The organism is uncultured Clostridium sp. (assembly GCF_900547735.1).
Classification (GTDB): domain Bacteria; phylum Bacillota; class Clostridia; order Lachnospirales; family Lachnospiraceae; genus Otoolea.
This window is the reverse complement of the sequence record NZ_URHZ01000026.1, coordinates 30,964-51,071: the sequence shown is the minus strand read 5'-3', so window position 1 is coordinate 51,071 and position 20,108 is coordinate 30,964. Positions and strand designations below refer to the sequence as shown.

Genomic DNA, 20,108 nt, shown 5'->3' with positions numbered 1-20,108 from the left:
CGAAAACATGCAGGGCGAAAACATGCAGGGCGAAAACATGCAGGGCGAAAACATGCAGGACGAAAACATGCAGGACGAAAACATGAAGGGCGAAAACATGCAGGACGAAAAAATGCATGACAAAAACATGCATGACGGTAACGTGCATGGCAGCAGCATGAATGCCAATAACATACATGGCGGCCTGAAAATAAATTTGAGGAGAATACACTATGAAAATCATTGTAACAGGAGGCGCCGGATTCATCGGCGGCAACTTTGTACACCATATGGTAAATAAATATCCCGATTATCAGATCATCAACCTGGATCTGCTCACCTATGCGGGAAATCTGGAAACGCTCAAACCGGTAGAGAATAAACCGAATTATAAATTTGTAAAGGGCGACATCGCCGACAGGAAGTTTGTCTTTGATTTATTTGAGAAAGAAAAGCCGGATATGGTGGTCAACTTTGCGGCGGAGAGTCATGTGGACCGTTCCATCACCGATCCGGAGGCCTTTGTCAGAACCAATGTCATCGGCACAACGACACTTCTGGACGCATGCCGTGAATATGGAATAGAGCGCTACCATCAGGTATCCACGGATGAGGTTTACGGGGATCTGCCTCTTGACCGCCCGGAGCTCTTCTTTACGGAGGAAACGCCGCTTCACACATCAAGCCCGTATTCTTCCTCCAAGGCCAGCGCGGATCTCTTTGTGCTTGCCTATAACAGGACATACGGAATGCCTGTGACGGTGTCCAGATGTTCCAACAACTACGGCCCGTATCATTTCCCGGAGAAACTGATTCCGCTTATGATCAGCCGCGCCCTTGCCGATGAAGAACTGCCGGTATACGGAGACGGCGCCAACGTGCGCGACTGGCTCCACGTTTCCGACCACTGTGAGGCCATTGACCTGATTATCCACAAGGGCCGTGTGGGCGAGGTTTACAATATCGGCGGCCATAATGAGAGGACCAACCTGGAAGTGGTTAAGACGATTTTGAAGGCGCTTGACAAGCCGGAGAGCTTAATCCGCTATGTCAAGGACCGTCCGGGCCATGACCTGCGCTATGCCATTGATCCGACTAAGATGGAGACGGAGCTTGGCTGGAAACCGAAGTACAACTTTGATACGGGAATTAAGCAGACAATCGAATGGTATCTGGCAAACGAGGACTGGTGGAAACATATCATCAGCGGTGAGTACAGCCAGTACTTCGATAAGATGTATGGAGACAGATTATAAGAAGCCGGGAGATAATGCGATGAAAGTTTTAGTGACGGGAGTCAAAGGCCAGTTGGGTTACGATGTCATGAACGAACTGGCAAAACGCGGGATTGAAGGAATCGGAGTGGACGTGGACGAGATGGATATCACGGACGCCGCCGCCTGCCGCCGCGTAATTACGGAAGTGGGACCAGATGCCGTTATCCATTGCGCTGCATATACTGCAGTAGATGCAGCGGAACAGAACATGGAAGTCTGCAGAAAGGTCAACGCAGAGGGAACGCGCAATATTGCCGTGGTCTGCCGCGATTTGGATATAAAGATGATGTACATCAGCACGGACTACGTGTTTAACGGGATGGGCGAACGGCCCTGGGAGCCGGATGATGAAAGAGAGCCTCTGAACGCATACGGCCAGTCCAAGTACGAGGGTGAACTGGCTATCGAGGAGCTTCTGGATAAGTATTTTACCGTCCGTATCGCCTGGGTGTTCGGCGTCAACGGAAAGAACTTTATTAAAACCATGCTGCGGCTCGGCAAAGAGAACGGGGCTGTTTCGGTCGTGGATGATCAGATTGGTTCGCCGACCTACACCTATGACCTGGCAAGGCTTTTAGTGGATATGATAGAGACTGACAAATACGGCCGTTACCATGCCACCAACGAAGGGCTTTGCAGCTGGTATGAATTTGCTGTGGAGATCTTTAAAAAGGCCGGCATGGAGGACGTCAGAGTGACGCCTGTGGATACGAAAGAATACACCAGGTGTTTTCCGAACCAGGCCAAGAGGCCGATGAACAGCCGTATCAGCAAGGATAAGCTGGAACAGAACGGCTTTGAACGGCTGCCGTCATGGCAGGATGCCCTGGAACGGTATCTGAAGGAAATTCTGTGACAATAAAGGGACAAATCAAGGAGGACATCCACAGATGGGAAAATATTTTGGCACCGACGGCTTCCGCGGGGAGGCAAATGTGAATCTGACAGTAGAAGATGCGTTTAAAGTAGGACGTTTTCTGGGCTGGTATTACGGACAGAAGGCAGCCGACAGCCGTTGCCGCGTTGTGATTGGAAAAGACACGAGAAGAAGCAGCTACATGTTTGAATACTCTCTTGTTGCAGGCCTTACGGCCTCGGGAGCCGATGTTTATCTGCTCCACGTGACGACCACGCCCAGTGTTTCTTATGTGGTCCGGACGGAAGAATTTAACTGCGGCATCATGATTTCCGCCAGCCATAATCCATATTATGACAACGGAATCAAGGTAATCAATGAGCGCGGAGAGAAACTGGAAGAAGAAGTGATTGACAGGATCGAGGAATATCTGGACGGTAAAATCGGGGAAATTCCGCTTGCCAAGAGAGATTCCATCGGACGCACCATTGACTTTGCGGCGGGCAGAAACCGTTATATCGGATATCTGATTTCCATTGCAACACGTTCGTTCAAGAACATGAGGGTCGGACTGGACTGCGCCAACGGAAGCGCCTTTTCCATTGCCAAGAATGTATTCGATGCACTCGGCGCGGAGACACATGTGATCAGCAATGATCCGGACGGAACCAATATTAATACCAACTGCGGTTCTACCCATATCGGGCAGCTCCAGAAGTTTGTGAAAGACAATAAGCTGGATGTGGGCTTTGCCTATGACGGCGACGCCGACCGCTGCCTGGCCGTGGACGAGAACGGTGAAGTGGTGGACGGTGACAAGATCCTGTACGTCTGCGGCAAATACATGAAGGAACAGGGAACCCTGGTCAACAACACGGTTGTAACGACGGTTATGTCTAACTTCGGCCTCTATAAAGCCTTTGAAAGAGAAGGAATCAGCTATGAGAAGACGGCCGTGGGCGACAAGTATGTATACGAGAATATGGCCCAGAACGGCCACTGCCTCGGCGGTGAGCAGTCCGGCCACATTATTTTCAGTAAGAATGCCACGACAGGCGACGGTATCCTTACATCCCTTAAGGTGATGGAAGTAATACTGGAGAAAAAACAGACGCTTGGCAAGCTGGCGTCGGAGATTCAGATTTATCCTCAGGTCCTTAAGAATGTGAAGGTTAAGAGTAAAGCGGAGGCCCAGGATGACGCCGATGTCCAGGCAGAGGTGGAGAAAGTGGCGGAAGCTCTCGGGGATACGGGACGCATCCTGCTGCGCCAGAGCGGAACCGAGCCGGTGATCCGCGTTATGGTGGAAGCCCAGACCGACGAAATCTGCGAAAAATACGTGGATCAGGTAATTGCGGTTATGAAGGAGAAGGGACATCTCCTGTAAAGCCGGTTCAAACCGGGAATAGAATCAGGCAGGCGGCACGGACCGCCGGCGGCAGCCTGCATGCTTTGCACAGGCTGCCTTTATCAATCAATCATACGGCTGTCTGCCTCTGCAGACAGCCGCATAGCTTTTTCGGGGAAAGGTGATGGATATGCGGGAACAACTTACGGAAAGTGATATTAAAAAAATTCAGGAAGAGATAGATCACAGAAAACTGGTGGTCAGGAAAGAGGCGATCGAGGCCGTAAAAGAGGCCAGGGCACAGGGCGATCTCAGTGAAAATTTTGAATATTATGCAGCCAAAAAGGACAAGAACCGGAACGAGAGCCGCATCCGTTATCTGGAAAATATGCTTAAGAATGCAAGGGTGGTATCGGACGAGTCCAGGCCCGGCGAGGTGGGCCTAAACGATACGGTCACCCTCTACTTTGAGGATGACGACGAGGAGGAGGTTTACCGCCTTGTGACGAGCATCAGGGGGAATTCCCTGAAGGGCCTGATCAGCATCGAGTCCCCCCTGGGAAAAGCCGTTAAGGGCCGCAGGGAAGGGGACAGCGTGAATGTCCGGATCAGTGAAAAGGCCGGGTATACCGTCACGATAAAGAAGATAGAGAAGACCGGCGAGGACGACGCCGACCGAATCAGAAGTTTTTAGTTCAGGCATCCCTTCCTCCATTTAAAAGGCTCTGAAAACGAGATTGGCGGCTTTGATTTATGAGAACTCATAATAAATTGACAAGGATTTGACAATATTAATTTATGATTTTTTAAAATATAAAGAAAATTCCGAAAGAAATAAAGCGTAACGCGGATTTTAATATTAATTTGTAAAGTATCTGTAAAGCGTTATTGAAATTGCCGGATTCTACCAATATAATGGATGAAAAGGTATGAATTTATACCAAGACAAGGGGAGGAAAGATTATGTATGCTATGTATTTTGTAGCGGTTGGTTCACTGGCAGCGCTCTTGTTCGCAGCATCGATGTTTGCCAAAGTGAAAAAACAGCCGGAAGGAAACTCCGAGATGATTCGGATTTCCACTGCTGTGCGTGAAGGTGCCAATGCTTATCTGAAGAGACAGTATAAGGGTATCGGTATTTTCTTTGCAGTTATGTTTGTAATATTATTAGGTTTGGCGTTCAGCGGTTTACTCAGCTTCTTTACGCCGTTTGCATTCCTGACCGGCGGATTTTTCTCGGGATTATCCGGATTCATCGGAATGCGCACCGCCACGATGGCGAACTGCCGTACGGCAGAGGGAGCGTCCCACAGCCTGAACAGAGGACTGAAGGTGGCCTTTTCCGCCGGTTCCGTTATGGGATTTACGGTTGTAGGTCTTGGACTTCTCGATATCACCATCTGGTACACGATTTTGAACCTGGTATTCGGTTCACTGCCTGAGGCGGAGCGTATTGCCCAGGTAACCGCCAACATGCTGACATTCGGTATGGGCGCCTCCAGTATGGCGCTGTTTGCCCGTGTAGGCGGCGGTATCTTTACAAAAGCGGCCGACGTCGGCGCCGACCTGGTTGGTAAGGTTGAGGCGGGAATCCCGGAGGATGATCCGCGTAACCCGGCTGTTATCGCAGATAACGTAGGTGACAACGTAGGCGATGTTGCCGGTATGGGCGCCGATCTTTACGAATCCTATGTAGGTTCCATTTTATCCACATTCGCCCTGGCTGTTGCGGCCGGACTGGGTGTGAAGGGCGTTGCGGTTCCAATGCTCTTAGCTTCACTGGGAGTTATCTTCTCCATCATCGGCACCTTCTTTGTAAGCACCAAAGAGGATGCATCCCAGAAGAACCTTCTGCAGGCTCTGAGAAAAGGTACGAATATCAGCGCCGTTTTAATCATTATCGCTTCTTTCGTGGCAGTGAAGGTGCTGCTTCCGAACAATATGGGCGTATACGCGGCCATCATTTCCGGACTTGTTGCCGGTGTCCTGATTGGCGCGCTGACAGAGTATTATACATCCGACACTTACAAACCGACACAGGATCTGGCCGGTTCCAGTGAGACAGGTTCCGCAACCGTTATTATCAGCGGACTCTCTCTTGGAATGCTTTCCACAGTGGCTCCTGTTGTCATCGTAGGCATCTCCGTGCTTGTCAGCTATTTCTGCGCAGGCGGAGCTTCCGATTTCAACCTGGGACTTTACGGAGTAGGCGTTTCCGCAGTAGGTATGCTGTCCACACTGGGAATCACACTGGCAACCGATGCTTACGGCCCAATCGCCGATAATGCGGGCGGTATTGCCGAGATGACCCATATGCCTCACGAAGTAAGGGAGCGTACGGATGCCCTTGACTCCCTGGGCAACACGACTGCGGCAACCGGTAAAGGTTTTGCCATCGGTTCCGCAGCCTTAACGGCTCTTGCTCTGATCGCATCCTATATTGATAAAGTACATCAGATTGCACCCGACTTCGAGATGGATCTGACTATCATCAACCCGCCTGTACTGATTGGTCTTTTTATCGGCGGTATGCTGCCGTTCCTGTTCGCAGCCCTTACCATGGATGCCGTAGGTAAGGCAGCGCAGTCCATCGTAGTGGAAGTACGCCGCCAGTTCAAGGCAATCCCTGGACTGATGGAAGGGAAAGAGCAGCCCGACTATGCAGCCTGCGTAGACATGTGTACAAAATCAGCGCAGAGCCTGATGATTGCACCGGCGCTGATCGCCGTTATCGTACCTGTCGGAGTCGGTCTTATCCTCGGAGTAAACGGCGTGGCCGGACTCCTTGCAGGAAATACCGTTACAGGTTTCGTACTTGCCATTATGATGGCTAACTCGGGCGGAGCCTGGGATAATGCAAAGAAATACATCGAGAGCGGAGCTCACGGCGGCAAGGGAAGCGACTGCCACAAAGCAGCGGTCGTGGGCGATACCGTAGGTGACCCGTTCAAAGATACCTCAGGTCCTGCCATCAACATCCTGATTAAGCTGACCACGATGGTTTCGATTGTATTTGCAGGAGTAGTTGTTTCATTCCACCTTCTGTAATGAAAATTGTAAAGAAACAGAATAAGATTTTATAACCTGCGTGTATAACCGACGGGTTATTGATACCGTGAAATGCCGTTCCGCCGCTAAATTCCAGTGGCAGGGCGGCATTTTCTGCCTCTGGTAGGACGATAAAATAAACTTGACATTTTGCCTAAAACATGTAAAACTGATTTAGCAAGGTACCGTGAATTCGAGGTAAAGTTATAAAGCAGGAGGCGATGTATGGCAAAACTGGATTGCAACATATGTGAAATTCCGCACACCGGAGAAGGACATGCCCATTCCTATGCCCATATTCTGCTGCCCTTAAGGGACAGTCTTACACTGCAGTTGGACGGCATCAATCATTCGGTTACAAACCAGCACCTGGCCTTTGTTCCCCCGGATAAATTTCATCACTGTTTCAAAACGGACGAGGTGATTATCATGAACATACCCGCCCCCATGATTAAAGAAAGTGATCTGGCAATGCTGTCGCAGTGTGTCTGCGTCAAGGTTACCGAGCTGCTTGTACCGCTGGTGGAACTTATCAAATCCGAAGTACGGCAGAATCCCGAAAGCGACAGGCTGCGCTATCTCTATTTTTATCTGTATGAGAAGCTGATAGAGCACCATAATTATAAATCCCTGGTATATATCCATGAGCATTTCGGCGAAAAAATTACCGTGGCGGAGCTGGCCCGCCTGGAGAATTACAATATTACTTACTTTACCGAGTGGTTTCATAAGAAAATGGGCTGTACGCCCAACCAGTATGTCCGTAATCTGCGCATTGAAAAAGCAAAGGAACTTCTGGCAACCACTCAATACCGTATCATTGATATTGCAGTTCAGGTGGGATATGCCAATAATGCCTCATTCACTAAGGCATTTAAAGAACAAGAGAATTGTTCTCCTGCATTTTACCGGAATAATCTTACATAAACCGCCGCCACAGTCCCTCTGATGGAGAAGAAGGACTGTGGCGGTTTTTATGAATAAAAGGATTGAGGGTCTTTTATTTTTCGCTCATATATGGGTATGTAATATCCGATGATGGGCAGAAGCTTTCTTTTACGGTATGGGAACTGATCCAGCGCATCATATTAAGCGTAGTACCAGCCTTGTCGTTAGTGCCGGACGCTCTTGCGCCGCCGAACGGCTGCTGGCCGACTACGGCTCCGGTGCACTTGTCGTTAATGTAGAAATTGCCGGAAGCATGGCGAAGCGCATTCTCCATTTTAACAATTGCCTCACGATCCTGGGCAAAGACGGCGCCCGTCAATGCATAGGGGGAGGACGTGTCACAAAGCTTTAAAGTTTCGTCAAGTTTATCGTCGTCATATACATAGACCGAGACAATCGGACCAAAGATCTCCGTTACCATAGACTCATAGAGCGGATCTTTACAGAGGATGACGGTTGGCTGTATGAACCAGCCCTTGCTGTCGTCGTAGGTTCCTCCGGCCACAAAGTCACAGTCGGGGGAGGCCGAAGCGCGGTCAATAAAGCCTCTGCATGTCTCAAAGGATGCTTTATCAATTACAGCGGCCATAAAGGTATCAAATTCCCGGACATCCCCTACCTTGAGGGCGGCGATCTCCTCCGTCAGGCGTTCCTTCACGGATGGCCAGATGCTGGCGGGAATATAGGCACGGGAGCAGGCGGAACACTTCTGCCCCTGATACTCGAAGGAGCCGCGGACAATGGCCGCTGACAGCGGTTCAATATCGGCCGTATTATGCGCGAAGATAAAATCTTTTCCGCCGGTTTCACCGACAAGACGGGGATAGTTGCTGTAATTTGCAATGTTCTGCCCTACATTTCTCCAGACGGTCTGGAATACCCGCGTGGAACCGGTGAAATGAAAGCCAGCCATTTTTGGGTGGCTGACAACATATTCGGACATATCGCTGCCCGAGCAGGGGACAAAATTGATAACGCCGGCGGGCAGGCCGCACCACATAAGAAGTTTCATGTAGTAGTAATTAGATAAAACAGCAGTCGTGCTTGGCTTCCATAAGGCCACATTGCCGGCTATGGCCGGAGCCGTCGGAAGATTTCCTGCAATCGAAGTAAAGTTGAACGGCGTGATTGCGCAGACGAAACCGTCTAAGGGGCGGTAGTCCTGGCGGTTCCAGATTCCATCGCTGCTGGCCGGCTGATCTTTGAAAATCTCCTGGGCGCTCCACACGCCGAAACGAAGAAAATCGGCCATTTCCGCAATATCAATTTCTGCCTGGAATACGGTTTTCGACTGGCCGAGCATGGTGGATGCATTCAGCACAGGACGGTAGGAGCCGGTGATCATATCCGCAGCCTTAAGAAAGATGGCCGAACGGTGTTCCCACGGCATATTTTCCCAGGCTTCTTTCGCCTCCAGGGAAGCGTCAATGGCCATATTTAATTCTTTTTCACCCGCCATACAGCATTCGGCAATCACATGCTGATGATCGTGAGGAATGGTCACTTTAACCGTCTTATCGGTATACACTTCTTTTCCGTTAATAATCAGGGGGATTTTCACCACCCCGGATGCCTGTTTGTCGAGCTCTGCCTTGAGAAGTTTTCTTTCTTTGCTTCCCGGAAGATACCCGAGAAATGGATCATTTTTAGGCCGTGCAATTGTGAAATATGCGTTTGTCATAATTGATAGTCCTCCTTCATTTACCTTCTCTTAATAGAATTTTCAGCTTTTCCTGCAGGACTGCAGGGGTAAAACGTGCCGCTACCCCAGCGGAACGACTTGCTTGTTAAAATCATACAGGAAATAAAATAACCGGACTTTGCATTTTAGCATCTTTTTATTGTCTGAATCTCGGGTATGAAATTTGGCTGCGCCGTGACTTCCATATAATGGGATTCTGTATGAACTTAACAGGTTAGCAGGGGGAGGATCCCGTTTTTTTCATTTTATCTCCGTACCAGAATTTGAGACAAATTTTAGCTGTGATAAAGAAAAGTGATGCCGTCGGTTTTTTGATACTCTTGTTGTATGTAAAAATGCGGAACTTGCACAACACTAAGGTTTCGTGACACGCTACCCCAATTTCATAATGGAAACTGCCTGGATGCCTGCGGTGACGTCAGGAGGATTCAAGGCGAAACAGATGCTTCAGTGAATAGGAGGAGAAATATGTCGTATAACAACAAGAATTCCAGTATTGACTATGAATTTCTGGCAAACCGCAGTGTACTCGAAGGTTTGCGGCGCATTCCCAAATACATTACTCTCGGCGCCGTTTCAAACGGAATATTAGGGGCAATTTTTTTCTTAACCTGTGTTGTTATGATTGTTAACGGCGGCACGGAAGCAGGACTGACATCGGAGGAGACCATATCATGGGTATTTTCTACATTCGTGTTTGGTTCACTCCTCGGTTTTTATTTGCAGTTGAAATACAAAATGCCGATTGTCGGCGCATGGTCAATGCCAGCCGTGACGGTGGCATCCCTTGGATTCCAGTTGTACAGTCTGCCGGAAATGCGGGGCGCTTTTATTATGTCGGGTATCCTGGTCTTTGTTCTGGGAGCTACCGGACTTATAAAGACAGTAATGAAATTCCTGCCGATGCCGATGGTAATGGCCATGCTGGCCGGCGCGCTGGTCCGCTACTGCACGAATACCGTATCATATGTCAGTGAAATGCCTCTCATTATTTTTGCCACAATTATTACATTCCTGGTTTGTACAAAATATAAAGAGATTGTGAAACTGCCTCCGGTACTCATTACTTTCTGTGTTACTATGATTTTGGCAGTCGCCACAGGTGTACTTGAGACGTCCCCGACTACTCAGAGTTACGGCCTCGTTATTCCGCAGTTTGGCGCGGTAGCATTTAACTTAAGCACGATTCCTTCTGTTGTAATACCCACCACGCTTCTGGTAATCGGAGTTGAAAACGCTCAGGCAATCGGTCTGCTGAAGAGCCGTGGTTATCCCGATGTTCCTGTCACCGTTATGACGGTGGGCAGTGGTTTCGGCGGTGTGATAGCCGGACTTCTCGGAGGCCATAATGCCAACATCGCAGGGCCGACGACCGGTATCTGTTCCGCTCCCGAAGTGGGACCGCTTGAAACACGCTATACAGCCGCCTTTGTCTGCAACGTGATCACCTTATTTGCCGGACTGTTTGCCGGAGTTATGGTGCCGTTTATTCTGCTGCTCCCCAGCAGCCTGATTACGCCGATTGCTGCGCTGGCCCTCTTAAGAGTTATGATGGAGGCGTTCCAGGTGGGCTTTGGAACCGGGAAAATGCCGGTCTCATGTTTTTTCACTTTTGTAGTCTGCCTCGCCAACAAATCGTTCTTTAACATCGGACCTGTATTCTGGGGGCTGCTTGTAGGAGTTATAGTTGCTCTGTTCCTGGAGAAGGATGAATTTACCGAACTGATAAGAGCGGAAGAAGAGAAAGAAAAAGAAAATAAACAGCATGCGGAGAAGGCGAGAGTTTACTCGGCGTCACCGTCGTAAAAAGAGATAAAAGATTCCCCCATACCCCCTGTTTTGTTCTGAAAAATACAGCCGGAATTCCATTTATTTAAAGGAATTCCGGCTGTACGGTTATTTTATATTATTTCACAAGAACTTTTTTTGCCCATCCGCCTGTTTTATACCTTGTAAAGGAGATAGCGGAACCGACAAGCCATCCAATCGGGATAGACCACCAGATTGCTCCCGGTCCGATCCGGCTGGCCAGGATATAAGCCAGGAGTACACGGGAGAAAAGGTTGCCCAGGGAGCTGGCCATGAAGATTTTCATATCGCCCGCGCCCCTTAAAAGACCGCTGCTTGAGAACATGATTCCCATTAATATGTAGAACGAGGATACTACATGCATATAATCCATACCATAGTTGATTGCTTCGACATTGGCATTGGAATCCATAAACATATTTAACAGATTCGGGCCGAACAGGAAGATAATCAGTGTAATAATGGCGCTGAACACGACAACCATGAACATGTTGGCCTTGTAACCTTCTTTGACACGCTCGATTTTCCCGGCGCCGATGTTCTGGGCCGTGTAGCTGGACATGGCGTTTGAAAAGTTCATGTTGGGCATCATTGCAAGGCTGTCGATCTTGGTCGCGGCCGTATAACCGGCAATAAAGACGGAGCCGTAGGAGTTTACCAGACCCTGCATCATCAGCATGCTGATGGATACGATGGACTGCTGAATCATGGACGGAACGCCGATCCTGGCAATCCGCTCCACGGCGGAGAAATGGAACAGCGGCCGTTTACCCTCATCCTCGTGCCCCGGTTCGTCCTCCAGGTTTTTAAGGCGCGCCATGATGACGACTAACGACAGACCGGCACAGACTCCCTGGGCAATCAGGGTGGCCCAGGCCACGCCGGCGACGCCCATATGGAACTTGATTACAAATAAAAGATCCAGTACGATATTGGTCAGGGTCGACAGCATCAGGAAATAAAGCGGTGTCTTACTGTCTCCCAGGGCATTATAAATACCGTTTAACGTATTGTAAATAAAGAGGAAAATGGCGCCTCCAAGATAAATACGCAGATATATCAGAGAGTCTGCCATAATGTTATCCGGTGTTTTTAAGAGTCTTAAAATTCCAGGGGAGACAATCTCACCGATTACGGTGATGGCGGCGCTCAGGACAAACTGGCCGATTAATGCGGTGGATATTGTGGTTTTCATCTCGCGTACCCGTCCGGCTCCAAAGAGCTGGGAAATAACGACGTTACATCCCATAGACAGTCCGGAAGCCAGGGCAACAGCCAGAAAAACAACCGGGAACGATGCCCCGACGGCGGCCAGAGCGTCGGCTCCGACAAAATTGCCGACAACGATGGAGTCCACCATGTTGTATAACTGTTGAAACAGATTTCCCATCAGCATAGGAAGAGAAAAGAAAAACAGCAGTTTCAGCGGTTTTCCTTCCGTCAGATTTTTAATCATTTTCTAAATTCTCCTTTCCCGCAAGAGCATTTCTGGCAATCCGTTCCAGATAACTCTGATACTCCTGCTTCTCATTTTCCGTAAATCCTGCAAAACAGCGTTCATTCCACTCTCTGGAAAAGGAGTTGATGACTTCCAGCATCTTTTCTCCTTCTTCCGTCATTTCAATCAGTTTTTCACGTTTGTTGTCAGGGTTAACCAGACGGCGTATCAGGCTGCGTTCTTCCAGGCGTTCCATCACCCTTGCCATCCTGCCCTTGTCGATATTGACGATACTGCAGAGGGTGTCCTGGTTGCACTGTCCGTGGCGGCTTAAGGCCAGCAGGACAACGCTGTCCACAGGCTTCAGCCTGCAGGTGCGCAGCCGGTCCCTCAAAAAGCTCTGCTCACATCGGCGTATAATACCAATATTGATTTGCATAAAAACCTCCCGGGAAAACAAAAAGATACAGTTTAGCCGGGGATTGAGCAGCAGTGATGTAAAGTAGTTACCGTTCACTCCGTGCGCAGTAACATGAAATAAATCCGGGCCGAACTGCAATAAAATAGTAATAAATCATATACATACGAAATAATGATAATTAGTATGTTGCATAATATAACCGTTGTTAACCTCAACTATTATATGGGGTATGAGAGAAAAAATCAATAGGTTTTGATATTTTTTTTCAATACAATTCAAAAGCAGTTACTATTAACATGGAAATTACAATTAATATAGAAATTCCGGATTTGCTATGCTATGATTAAAAGATTAGAGCAGAGAAGACATTAAAGGAGTGATGGATATGGAAAGAGATACGGGTAAAAAGGCGTGGGTAAAAATAGCCGGTTTTCCGCTTCCGCTTTATCTGGCGATATTTGCGCTGGTCACGGTCTGTATGTATGCAGGCTGCCTGCCGAAAGGCCTGGTGGGAGGCCTGATATTTTTAATGGTGCTGGGAGAGGGGCTGAACGCAATCGGCAATTCGGTGCCTGTAGTCAGGACTTATCTCGGGGGTTCCGTTATCTGCATACTGGGCGCGGCCGTGATTCAGTCGGCGGGGCTGATACCGGAGGAGACGCATACAATTATAGATAACTTTGTGAACCAGGAGGGATTCCTGGTGTTTTATATTGCAGCACTGATCACCGGCAGTCTGTTCAATATTGACCGGGATCTTCTGATCAGGGCAACCGTAAAGCTGCTCCCGACCGCAGTGATTGCGCTGGCAGTGGGAGTGAGCCTGTCCGGACTTCTCGGGCTTTTTATGGGAAACAGCTTTATGGAGGGAATCCTTTTTATCGGCATCCCAATGACAAGCGGAGGAATGACGGCAGGGGCGGTTCCCCTGTCGGAGATGTACTCGTCCGTGCTCGGAATGGATGCGGGAGGGATACTGACCCGTATCGCCCCGGCCACCGTGCTGGGCAACTGTGTGGCCATCGTGTTCGGCGCCCTGGCCAACAACCTGGGAGAGCGGAAACCGCACCTGACGGGAAACGGACGCCTTGTCAACGACGGGCATGAGGTAGCGCCCCGCCCGCCTATGAAACCCACCTTCGCCCTGCTGTGCACGGGCCTCATTATTTCTCTGGCGTTTTATGAGCTGGGGGCATTGTTCCATCGGTATATTCCCATTATCCCGACCTATGCCTGGATGATTATCGCGGTAGTTCTGGTGAAGGGAACCGGAATCATGTCGGAGCAGTTGGAGGATGCGGCCAGGGAGTGGGGGCAGTTTGCCATTCATAGCTGGACGGCGGCAGCCCTGACCGGAATCGGAGCCACGCTGATCGATTTGAAGACCATTCTCAGCACGATCACTCCATTCTACCTTCTGACGGTGGTGCTGGTTGTCGCGGCGATCACGCTGACCGCCACATTTGTCGGTAAAAAAATGGGATTTTATCCTCTGGAGTCCGCCATTGCCGCCGGTATGTGCACGACCAACATGGGCGGCTCGGGCAACGTGGCTGTTTTGAGCAGTGCGAAGCGGATGGAACTGCTCCCCTTTGCGCAGATTGTGACCCGGTCATGCGGAGCGCTGATGCTGACCCTTGGAGGAGTGCTGGTACAGATGTTGAAGTGATGAGATGATAAAAAATAACTTGCATCCCGATTCAAATCGAGTTATACTTTCATTGTATGAAAATGACTTTTATATAATGGAAAACAAAATAACTCATAACAAGTGATAAGAAAACGGGAGAATGAATAATAATGAAGCTGGTGAATCGTATAACTCTCTGCGAGGTCGGTCCGAGAGATGGACTTCAGAATGAGACGGTACTGCTGACGGCAAGGCAGAAGGCGGAATTAATTAATGATATGGCGGCGGCAGGGTTCAGGGTAATAGAGGCAGGTTCCTTTGTAAGTCCCAGGGCGGTGCCGCAGATGGAGGATACGGATGAAGTGTTCCGTTTGATTGAACGGCGGGAGGGCGTGGAATACAGGGCGCTGATTGCAAATGTAAAGGGAGTGGAGCGAGCCGCTGCGTGTGGCTGCCGTAAGGTTAAGCTGAATGTATCGGCAAGCCGTTCCCACAATCTGGCCAATTTGAACTGCACGCCGCAGGAAAGCGTGGCGAAATTTGCGGAGTGCGTAAGCAGAGCGGCGGAATACGGAATGGGAATCTCGGGTTCTGTTTCCATGGCCTTTGGTTCCCCATGGGACAGGGAGATCCCATATGAAGAGGTGAAAGAGATTGTGGAGGCATATCTGGCGGTTGGGATAGACGAGATATCACTGTCGGATGCCTCGGGCATGGCGTATCCCACCCAGGTATACGAGATCAGCACCAGGGTGAAACGCGATTTCCCTCAGGTGAAGTGGTGGCTTCATTTTCATAATACGCGGGGACTGGGAATTGCCAATATCATGGCGGGCATGGAGGCGGGGTTTACGAGATTTGATTCCTCCTTTGCCGGTGTGGGCGGCTGTCCCTTTGTTCCGGGCGCGGCCGGGAACGTGGCGACGGAGGATGTGATACACCTGTGCGATGAGATTGGGGTGGAGACGGGAATAGATCTGGATCGGGCGATGGAAACGGGCCGGAAGATCAGCGGCCTGCTTGGACATCCGACGGACAGCTACCTGCTGAGAGCCGGGAAATCAAAAGATTTAATACGGGAACTGCCGACCGGGCAGCTAAAAAGAAAGTAAAGAAATCAAAGCATAAAGACAGAAAAATAAAGACGGCCGTTATCTTCGGAGCCGCAGGTGCGATGCACCCCGGCAGGAAGACAACGGCCGTCTTTATCTGTCCGGTCTTATACTTCGCCGTACCCCATCTCAAAGGAGACTTTCTTAGCGGTATTTACCACCTCCGTGATAAGCTGGTTGGTAAGATACTGATCGAAACGGACATCGGGGCCGCTGACAAAAAGGGCGGCGGCGACATTGCCCGCGGCATTGAAGACCGGAGCCGCTATGGAGACAATTCCCGCCTGTCTTTCGCCGTGGCTGACGGCATAGCCGTATTCGCGGACTTTCTTCAGATCGTCGGGGCTGGCGGCCGGATCTTCGGCGAGCAGTTCCTCAATCTCTTCCTGCGGCATATAGGAAAGCAGGATGCGGCCGGAAGCGCCTCTGGTCAGAGTCTGGCTCTGTCCGACATTCACCACGCTCCTGAGCGCCTGGGTGCATTCAATCCGTTCCACGCAGATTCTGCTGCGGTTATTCAGGATATAAATCCCCATACTCTCATCATACTTTTTGTGAAGCTGTTCAAGGTGCGGTTTTGCGACGCGGCACACATCCAGATTGGCAAAGGAAATATTGCTGAGCTGTGCGAGGCGGAAGCCGAGATAAAAGCGCAGATTGGACGGATCCCTGAATATGTAATGCTTTTTTTCCAGGGTAGTCAGCAGCCGGAGCGTTGTGCTGGGAGATAATCCGATGGCGTTGGAAAGCTCGGTCAGGGTAAAATTATTATTCGTTTCGGTGAAACAGTCCAAAATAGCCAGTGCCCGTTCCACGGTGCGTACACCATTCTCCTGTGTCATATCTTGATTCCCTCCCTGTGATAATTGATTTTATTATATCAAACGGGTTTTTTATTGTCAACGCGGCCAAAGCGGGGGTGTTTGGTGATAATAAATGAAAATGATTTTCAATATATGGAACTTATGCATAAAAACAGGCGGTGGAATCGAGGGGGTTATACGAAATACACAAAGATAGAGTGACTCTTTATGGTATTTTGTCTATTGAAAGAGCGGACTATATCTGATATTATGCCATTATATAAAAGTTATTTTCATTCAATGAAAACTAAAGGCAAATTATCAGGAGGAAATCATGTCAAAAGCGTTAAATGGAGTTCGTGTGTTAGACTGTGCCAATGTCATTGCGGGACCGTATTGTGCCAGCATCCTGTCCGAGTTCGGGGCGGAGGTGATAAAAATTGAGATGCCGGGCAAGGGGGATAACTTCCGTTCCATGGGCCCTCTGAAGGATGGGAAGAGTACAAGGTGGCCGTCCATGGGAAGAAACAAAAAGTGTATTACGCTCGACTTCCACTACGAAGAGGGAAGGAAAATATTTCTGGAACTGGTCAGCCGTTCCGATGTCATAATCGAAAATTTCAGAACGGGTACGTTTGATAAGTGGGGGCTGGGGATAGAGGAACTGAGAAAAGCCAATCCCCGGATTATCGTAACCCATGTAACGGGATACGGACAGACGGGGCCTAACAGGGAGTTATCGGGCTTTGGCGGGCCTCTGACCGGTTTCGCGGGAATTATCTATACGACCGGTTATCCGGATCGGCCTCCGGTCAGCCCGAGTTTTTCACTGGCCGATTATGTGGCCGGGTTAAATGCCGTGATTGGAACGATGATCTCCTTGTATTACAGGGATGCCGTGGAGGGAGGAACCGCCCAGGAGGTGGATGTCAGTCTCTATGAGGGACTGTTCCGCATGCAGGACGCCCTGATTGCCGATTACGATATTAACGGCGTGGTAAGAGAGCGGGCGGAGCGTCAGCGCGGAGCTTCAATCCCGGGCGGAAAATTCCTGACAAAGGATGATAAATGGGTGTTCCTCGCATCCTCCACCAATAATTCCTTCAAATACCTTACAACGGCCATGGGACGTCCGGAGCTGTATGAGAAATATCCTCTGATGGAAGACCGGTTCAAAGCGGCGGACTACATAATGGAAGAAACGAGAAAATGGTTTGCCGGCCATGATTATGATTATGTGCTGAAACGCTGCAATGAAAACAAAGTGGCCCTCAGCCCAATCTACAGCATTGCGGACATATGGAAAGACCCGCAGTATCAGGCGAGGCACAATCTGGTCGAGTTCGACAGCCCGGATTTTGGAAAGGTCCATATTCCATCCGTCTGCCCGGTGCTGACGGAGACTCCGGGAGAGATCAACTGGATCGGCCAGCCGGTTGGGGCGTTTAACGATGAAATATACAGGGATATGCTGGGAATGGGTGATGAAGAATTGAAGGAACTTAAGGAGAATGGTATTATTTAAAAATAATAGAAGGGGTTGGGTTAAATTATGCTGGCAGTAGTTGGATTTGTTACTTTATTTTTAATTGTTTTCCTCCTGATGAGGGGAAAATCCATGCCTATTTTAATCTTTGCAACAATCCCGGTGATTGCGGCGCTGGTCATCGGGACACCGCTCGCCGAAACGGGCGAGGTAATCAACAAGGGGCTTGGAACGGTATGGAAAACAGCGGTACTATTCATATTTTCGGTATCTTATTTTGGAATCATGTCGGATGTGGGGATGTTCGATCTTCTCGTAGATAAACTGATAAAAAGGGCGGGAAATAATGTGATTCTCGTTACCGTGGCAACGGGAATCATCGCGGTGCTCGGCCACCTGGACGGAGCAACGGCGACCACCGTGCTGGTTACAATCCCGGCCATGCTGCCTCTCTATAAAAAGCTTAAAATCAAGCCGGTATATCTTCTTCTGATCATCGGCGTGGCAATGGGCGTCATGAACCTGGTTCCCTGGGGAGGCCCGATTGTAAGAGTTGCCACCGTCCTGGATATGGATGTCACGGAGCTTTGGCACATCCTCCTTCCTTTCCAGTGTATCTGTCTCGTCGTCACCCTCGTCATCGCGGCGCTCTGTGGGGTTGCGGAGAAGAAGAGGGGAGCCGGAGTCCTGACGGAGGAGGAGATAGAAGAACAGAAAAATGAAGAGGATCCGGAAGTGCTGGCGCTCAAACGGCCGAAACTTACGGCCTTCAATATCGGCCTGACCTGTGTTCTGATATTGACACTCACCTTTGCGGTGCTTCCCTCTCATGTTCTGTTTATGATTGCGCTGGCCATTGCCATGATGGTAAATTATCCCGACGCCAAACTGCAGAGGCAGAGATTCAAGGCCCATGCGGGGGAGGCCCTCGACATGTCGGCAACTCTTTTAGCCGCAGGCGTGTTTATCGGAGTCATGAACAATACGGGAATGCTGGATGCGATGATAGAGACACTTTTAAGCTTTGTGCCGGAGACCATGGGCCGTTACATGAACCTGATAGCGGGAGTGTTTTCCCTTCCGGTCGGGGCGGTGCTTGGCGCAGATACATTCTACTACGGCGTGTTCCCGATACTTGGGGAGGTTGCGGAGAAATTTAACGTACCGGCCATGGATGTCGGAGTTGCCATGCTGATCGGAAAGAACGTGGGAATGATTATCAGCCCGCTTCAGCCGACGACCTATCTGGCTTGCGGCCTGGCCGGCGTGGAGCTCAAGGACAACCTGAAGTTTAATTTTAAACGGTTATGGGCAATCAGCCTGGTTCTGATTGTAATAGCGGTTTTGATGGGGCTTATGAAGATATATTAAGAGGCAGTAATGTATAAAACCGCGTAGTGACAAAATAAGTTTGTACATGCTATACTTAGGGCAGAAAAAATATTTGCCAGGAGAGGTGAGCAGGGATGAACAAAAGAGAGATTGATGCATATTCCTACCAGTTGGGAGTGATCGACTGTTTTAACGAGATGGTAGGTGCGGGAGTAAAGAAGATTGCCATGAGCCATCCGTGCCGGACGCCGGAGGAGCGGGATGAGTGTTTGGAGGCATGCCGTGAGATATGCGCCCGGTACGGTACGAAGATGTATGCAGAAAATGATTCTCTTGTCACGGATCTTTTTCCGGAGGAGATGAACAGAGGAGCCAGTCACTATATCTTCTATAAGAATGACGAAGATCTGGACAGCTATCTGTCCCTCAGAGAGCGGAAGGAAGAATTGATCAGGGAAGGCAGGTATACGGGAGAAGCCCGTTACCGGATTGCCTGGGAATTCGGGAAACTCCTGTCCTACACGGACGAAGCGGTTGAACGCCTGATCCGTGAGACCACAGGGGAAAAGAGATGAACGGCGGAATCATAGAACTGGATCTGCACGGTCGGAGGGCCGAGGAGGCAAAACGCCTGATCGACGCAGAGCTTGACCGGGCAGGCCGGAATGTCTACCGGATCCGCCTGATACATGGGTTCCATGGAGGAACGGGAATAAAGAACATGATCTGGGAGGAGTATTCCTACGGCCGTGAACCGCGGGTGGCGCGGCTGGAGCACGGGATGAACCAGGGGATAACGGAACTGGTGCTGCGTGAGTACTAGAGCGTGTTTGAAAACACGGCGGACAGAGCCGCCGCAGACGGGATACGATTCCCGGTCTGCGGCGGCTCTGTCATTCTTTATGATTCCAAATCTTTA

Annotated in this window: 18 protein-coding genes; 14 read left to right on the top strand and 4 right to left on the bottom strand. The window is 49.8% G+C overall.

The window, feature by feature from the left end; all coding sequences use genetic code 11:
• The first annotated feature begins 7 nt into the window (after nt 1-7).
• The 7 genes from QZT18_RS10375 (at nt 8) to QZT18_RS10345 (ending at nt 7,435) form a co-directional block, all read left to right on the top strand.
• Nucleotides 8-280, top strand: coding sequence for a hypothetical protein (locus QZT18_RS10375; protein WP_294147467.1), 273 nt, complete (start codon nt 8-10; stop codon nt 278-280).
• A complete protein-coding gene (rfbB, locus tag QZT18_RS10370; protein WP_294147465.1) occupies nt 213-1,235 on the top strand; it encodes a dTDP-glucose 4,6-dehydratase in 1,023 nt (340 codons plus the stop codon). Before QZT18_RS10375 ends, rfbB begins: the two co-directional genes overlap by 68 nt.
• A gap of 19 nt (nt 1,236-1,254) precedes the next feature.
• On the top strand, nt 1,255-2,112 hold the full coding sequence (rfbD, locus tag QZT18_RS10365; protein ID WP_294147463.1) for a dTDP-4-dehydrorhamnose reductase: 858 nt from the start codon (nt 1,255-1,257) through the stop codon (nt 2,110-2,112).
• Between the two features lie 34 nt (nt 2,113-2,146).
• A complete protein-coding gene (gene glmM, locus QZT18_RS10360; protein ID WP_294147460.1) occupies nt 2,147-3,499 on the top strand; it encodes a phosphoglucosamine mutase in 1,353 nt (450 codons plus the stop codon).
• Between the two features lie 151 nt (nt 3,500-3,650).
• Nucleotides 3,651-4,154: a transcription elongation factor GreA gene (greA, locus tag QZT18_RS10355; RefSeq protein WP_294147457.1), complete on the top strand. Its 504-nt coding sequence runs from the start codon at nt 3,651-3,653 to the stop codon at nt 4,152-4,154.
• Between the two features lie 269 nt (nt 4,155-4,423).
• Nucleotides 4,424-6,508: a sodium-translocating pyrophosphatase gene (locus tag QZT18_RS10350; RefSeq protein WP_294147455.1), complete on the top strand. Its 2,085-nt coding sequence runs from the start codon at nt 4,424-4,426 to the stop codon at nt 6,506-6,508.
• A gap of 225 nt (nt 6,509-6,733) precedes the next feature.
• A complete protein-coding gene (locus tag QZT18_RS10345) occupies nt 6,734-7,435 on the top strand; it encodes an AraC family transcriptional regulator (RefSeq protein ID WP_294147453.1) in 702 nt (233 codons plus the stop codon).
• A gap of 73 nt (nt 7,436-7,508) precedes the next feature.
• Here the strand turns inward: QZT18_RS10345 and pruA are convergent, their stop codons facing one another.
• On the bottom strand, nt 7,509-9,137 hold the full coding sequence (pruA, locus tag QZT18_RS10340; protein ID WP_294147452.1) for an L-glutamate gamma-semialdehyde dehydrogenase: 1,629 nt from the start codon (nt 9,135-9,137) through the stop codon (nt 7,509-7,511).
• A gap of 489 nt (nt 9,138-9,626) precedes the next feature.
• Between pruA and QZT18_RS10335 the strand changes: the two genes are divergently transcribed.
• Nucleotides 9,627-10,964 carry a benzoate/H(+) symporter BenE family transporter gene (locus QZT18_RS10335; protein WP_294147450.1) on the top strand — a complete coding sequence of 446 codons (1,338 nt, stop codon included), beginning with the start codon at nt 9,627-9,629 and terminating at the stop codon, nt 10,962-10,964.
• A 100-nt stretch (nt 10,965-11,064) separates the two neighbouring features.
• Here the strand turns inward: QZT18_RS10335 and QZT18_RS10330 are convergent, their stop codons facing one another.
• The gene (locus tag QZT18_RS10330; RefSeq protein ID WP_294147448.1) at nt 11,065-12,423 is read right to left on the bottom strand and encodes an MATE family efflux transporter; all 1,359 of its coding nucleotides are present in this window, start codon (nt 12,421-12,423) and stop codon (nt 11,065-11,067) included.
• Complete coding sequence (locus QZT18_RS10325; RefSeq protein WP_294147447.1) at nt 12,416-12,844, bottom strand: MarR family winged helix-turn-helix transcriptional regulator; 429 nt, start codon at nt 12,842-12,844, stop codon at nt 12,416-12,418. The genes QZT18_RS10330 and QZT18_RS10325 overlap by 8 nt, the downstream gene beginning before the upstream one ends.
• Before the next feature lie 367 nt (nt 12,845-13,211).
• On the opposite strand from QZT18_RS10325, the gene QZT18_RS10320 reads away from it, so the two are divergent.
• Together QZT18_RS10320 and QZT18_RS10315 are read left to right on the top strand one after the other, a co-directional pair.
• The gene (locus QZT18_RS10320) at nt 13,212-14,495 is read left to right on the top strand and encodes a 2-hydroxycarboxylate transporter family protein (protein WP_294147446.1); all 1,284 of its coding nucleotides are present in this window, start codon (nt 13,212-13,214) and stop codon (nt 14,493-14,495) included.
• A 131-nt stretch (nt 14,496-14,626) separates the two neighbouring features.
• Nucleotides 14,627-15,568, top strand: a complete 942-nt coding sequence (locus QZT18_RS10315) for a hydroxymethylglutaryl-CoA lyase (RefSeq protein WP_294147444.1) — start codon at nt 14,627-14,629, stop codon at nt 15,566-15,568.
• 107 nt (nt 15,569-15,675) lie between these two features.
• Here the strand turns inward: QZT18_RS10315 and QZT18_RS10310 are convergent, their stop codons facing one another.
• Complete coding sequence (locus QZT18_RS10310) at nt 15,676-16,410, bottom strand: IclR family transcriptional regulator (RefSeq protein WP_294147441.1); 735 nt, start codon at nt 16,408-16,410, stop codon at nt 15,676-15,678.
• A 295-nt stretch (nt 16,411-16,705) separates the two neighbouring features.
• Here QZT18_RS10310 and QZT18_RS10305 point away from each other — a divergent pair, with 295 nt between their 5' ends.
• The 4 genes from QZT18_RS10305 (at nt 16,706) to QZT18_RS10290 (ending at nt 20,012) form a co-directional block, all read left to right on the top strand.
• Nucleotides 16,706-17,896 (top strand): CaiB/BaiF CoA-transferase family protein, encoded by a 1,191-nt coding sequence (locus tag QZT18_RS10305; protein ID WP_294147439.1) that lies wholly within the window; start codon nt 16,706-16,708, stop codon nt 17,894-17,896.
• A 27-nt stretch (nt 17,897-17,923) separates the two neighbouring features.
• Nucleotides 17,924-19,228: a CitMHS family transporter gene (locus QZT18_RS10300; protein ID WP_294147437.1), complete on the top strand. Its 1,305-nt coding sequence runs from the start codon at nt 17,924-17,926 to the stop codon at nt 19,226-19,228.
• Between the two features lie 95 nt (nt 19,229-19,323).
• Nucleotides 19,324-19,764: a hypothetical protein gene (locus tag QZT18_RS10295; RefSeq protein ID WP_294147435.1), complete on the top strand. Its 441-nt coding sequence runs from the start codon at nt 19,324-19,326 to the stop codon at nt 19,762-19,764.
• The gene (locus tag QZT18_RS10290; RefSeq protein ID WP_294147433.1) at nt 19,761-20,012 is read left to right on the top strand and encodes a Smr/MutS family protein; all 252 of its coding nucleotides are present in this window, start codon (nt 19,761-19,763) and stop codon (nt 20,010-20,012) included. Before QZT18_RS10295 ends, QZT18_RS10290 begins: the two co-directional genes overlap by 4 nt.
• The last annotated feature ends 96 nt before the right edge of the window (nt 20,013-20,108 follow it).

What these genes read in the sequence shown, in the direction of transcription:
- glmM (WP_294147460.1), top strand. Translation starts at nt 2,147, where the DNA reads ATGGGAAAATATTTTGGCACCGACGGCTTCCGCGGGGAGGCAAATGTG.
- QZT18_RS10345 (WP_294147453.1), top strand. Translation starts at nt 6,734, where the DNA reads ATGGCAAAACTGGATTGCAACATATGTGAAATTCCGCACACCGGAGAA.
- QZT18_RS10330 (WP_294147448.1), bottom strand. Translation starts at nt 12,423, where the DNA reads ATGATTAAAAATCTGACGGAAGGAAAACCGCTGAAACTGCTGTTTTTC.
- QZT18_RS10290 (WP_294147433.1), top strand. Translation starts at nt 19,761, where the DNA reads ATGAACGGCGGAATCATAGAACTGGATCTGCACGGTCGGAGGGCCGAG.
- pruA (WP_294147452.1), bottom strand. Translation starts at nt 9,137, where the DNA reads ATGACAAACGCATATTTCACAATTGCACGGCCTAAAAATGATCCATTT.
- QZT18_RS10305 (WP_294147439.1), top strand. Translation starts at nt 16,706, where the DNA reads ATGTCAAAAGCGTTAAATGGAGTTCGTGTGTTAGACTGTGCCAATGTC.
- rfbD (WP_294147463.1), top strand. Translation starts at nt 1,255, where the DNA reads ATGAAAGTTTTAGTGACGGGAGTCAAAGGCCAGTTGGGTTACGATGTC.
- QZT18_RS10315 (WP_294147444.1), top strand. Translation starts at nt 14,627, where the DNA reads ATGAAGCTGGTGAATCGTATAACTCTCTGCGAGGTCGGTCCGAGAGAT.
- QZT18_RS10350 (WP_294147455.1), top strand. Translation starts at nt 4,424, where the DNA reads ATGTATGCTATGTATTTTGTAGCGGTTGGTTCACTGGCAGCGCTCTTG.
- QZT18_RS10325 (WP_294147447.1), bottom strand. Translation starts at nt 12,844, where the DNA reads ATGCAAATCAATATTGGTATTATACGCCGATGTGAGCAGAGCTTTTTG.
- rfbB (WP_294147465.1), top strand. Translation starts at nt 213, where the DNA reads ATGAAAATCATTGTAACAGGAGGCGCCGGATTCATCGGCGGCAACTTT.
- QZT18_RS10375 (WP_294147467.1), top strand. Translation starts at nt 8, where the DNA reads ATGCAGGGCGAAAACATGCAGGGCGAAAACATGCAGGGCGAAAACATG.
- QZT18_RS10300 (WP_294147437.1), top strand. Translation starts at nt 17,924, where the DNA reads ATGCTGGCAGTAGTTGGATTTGTTACTTTATTTTTAATTGTTTTCCTC.
- QZT18_RS10295 (WP_294147435.1), top strand. Translation starts at nt 19,324, where the DNA reads ATGAACAAAAGAGAGATTGATGCATATTCCTACCAGTTGGGAGTGATC.
- greA (WP_294147457.1), top strand. Translation starts at nt 3,651, where the DNA reads ATGCGGGAACAACTTACGGAAAGTGATATTAAAAAAATTCAGGAAGAG.
- QZT18_RS10320 (WP_294147446.1), top strand. Translation starts at nt 13,212, where the DNA reads ATGGAAAGAGATACGGGTAAAAAGGCGTGGGTAAAAATAGCCGGTTTT.
- QZT18_RS10310 (WP_294147441.1), bottom strand. Translation starts at nt 16,410, where the DNA reads ATGACACAGGAGAATGGTGTACGCACCGTGGAACGGGCACTGGCTATT.
- QZT18_RS10335 (WP_294147450.1), top strand. Translation starts at nt 9,627, where the DNA reads ATGTCGTATAACAACAAGAATTCCAGTATTGACTATGAATTTCTGGCA.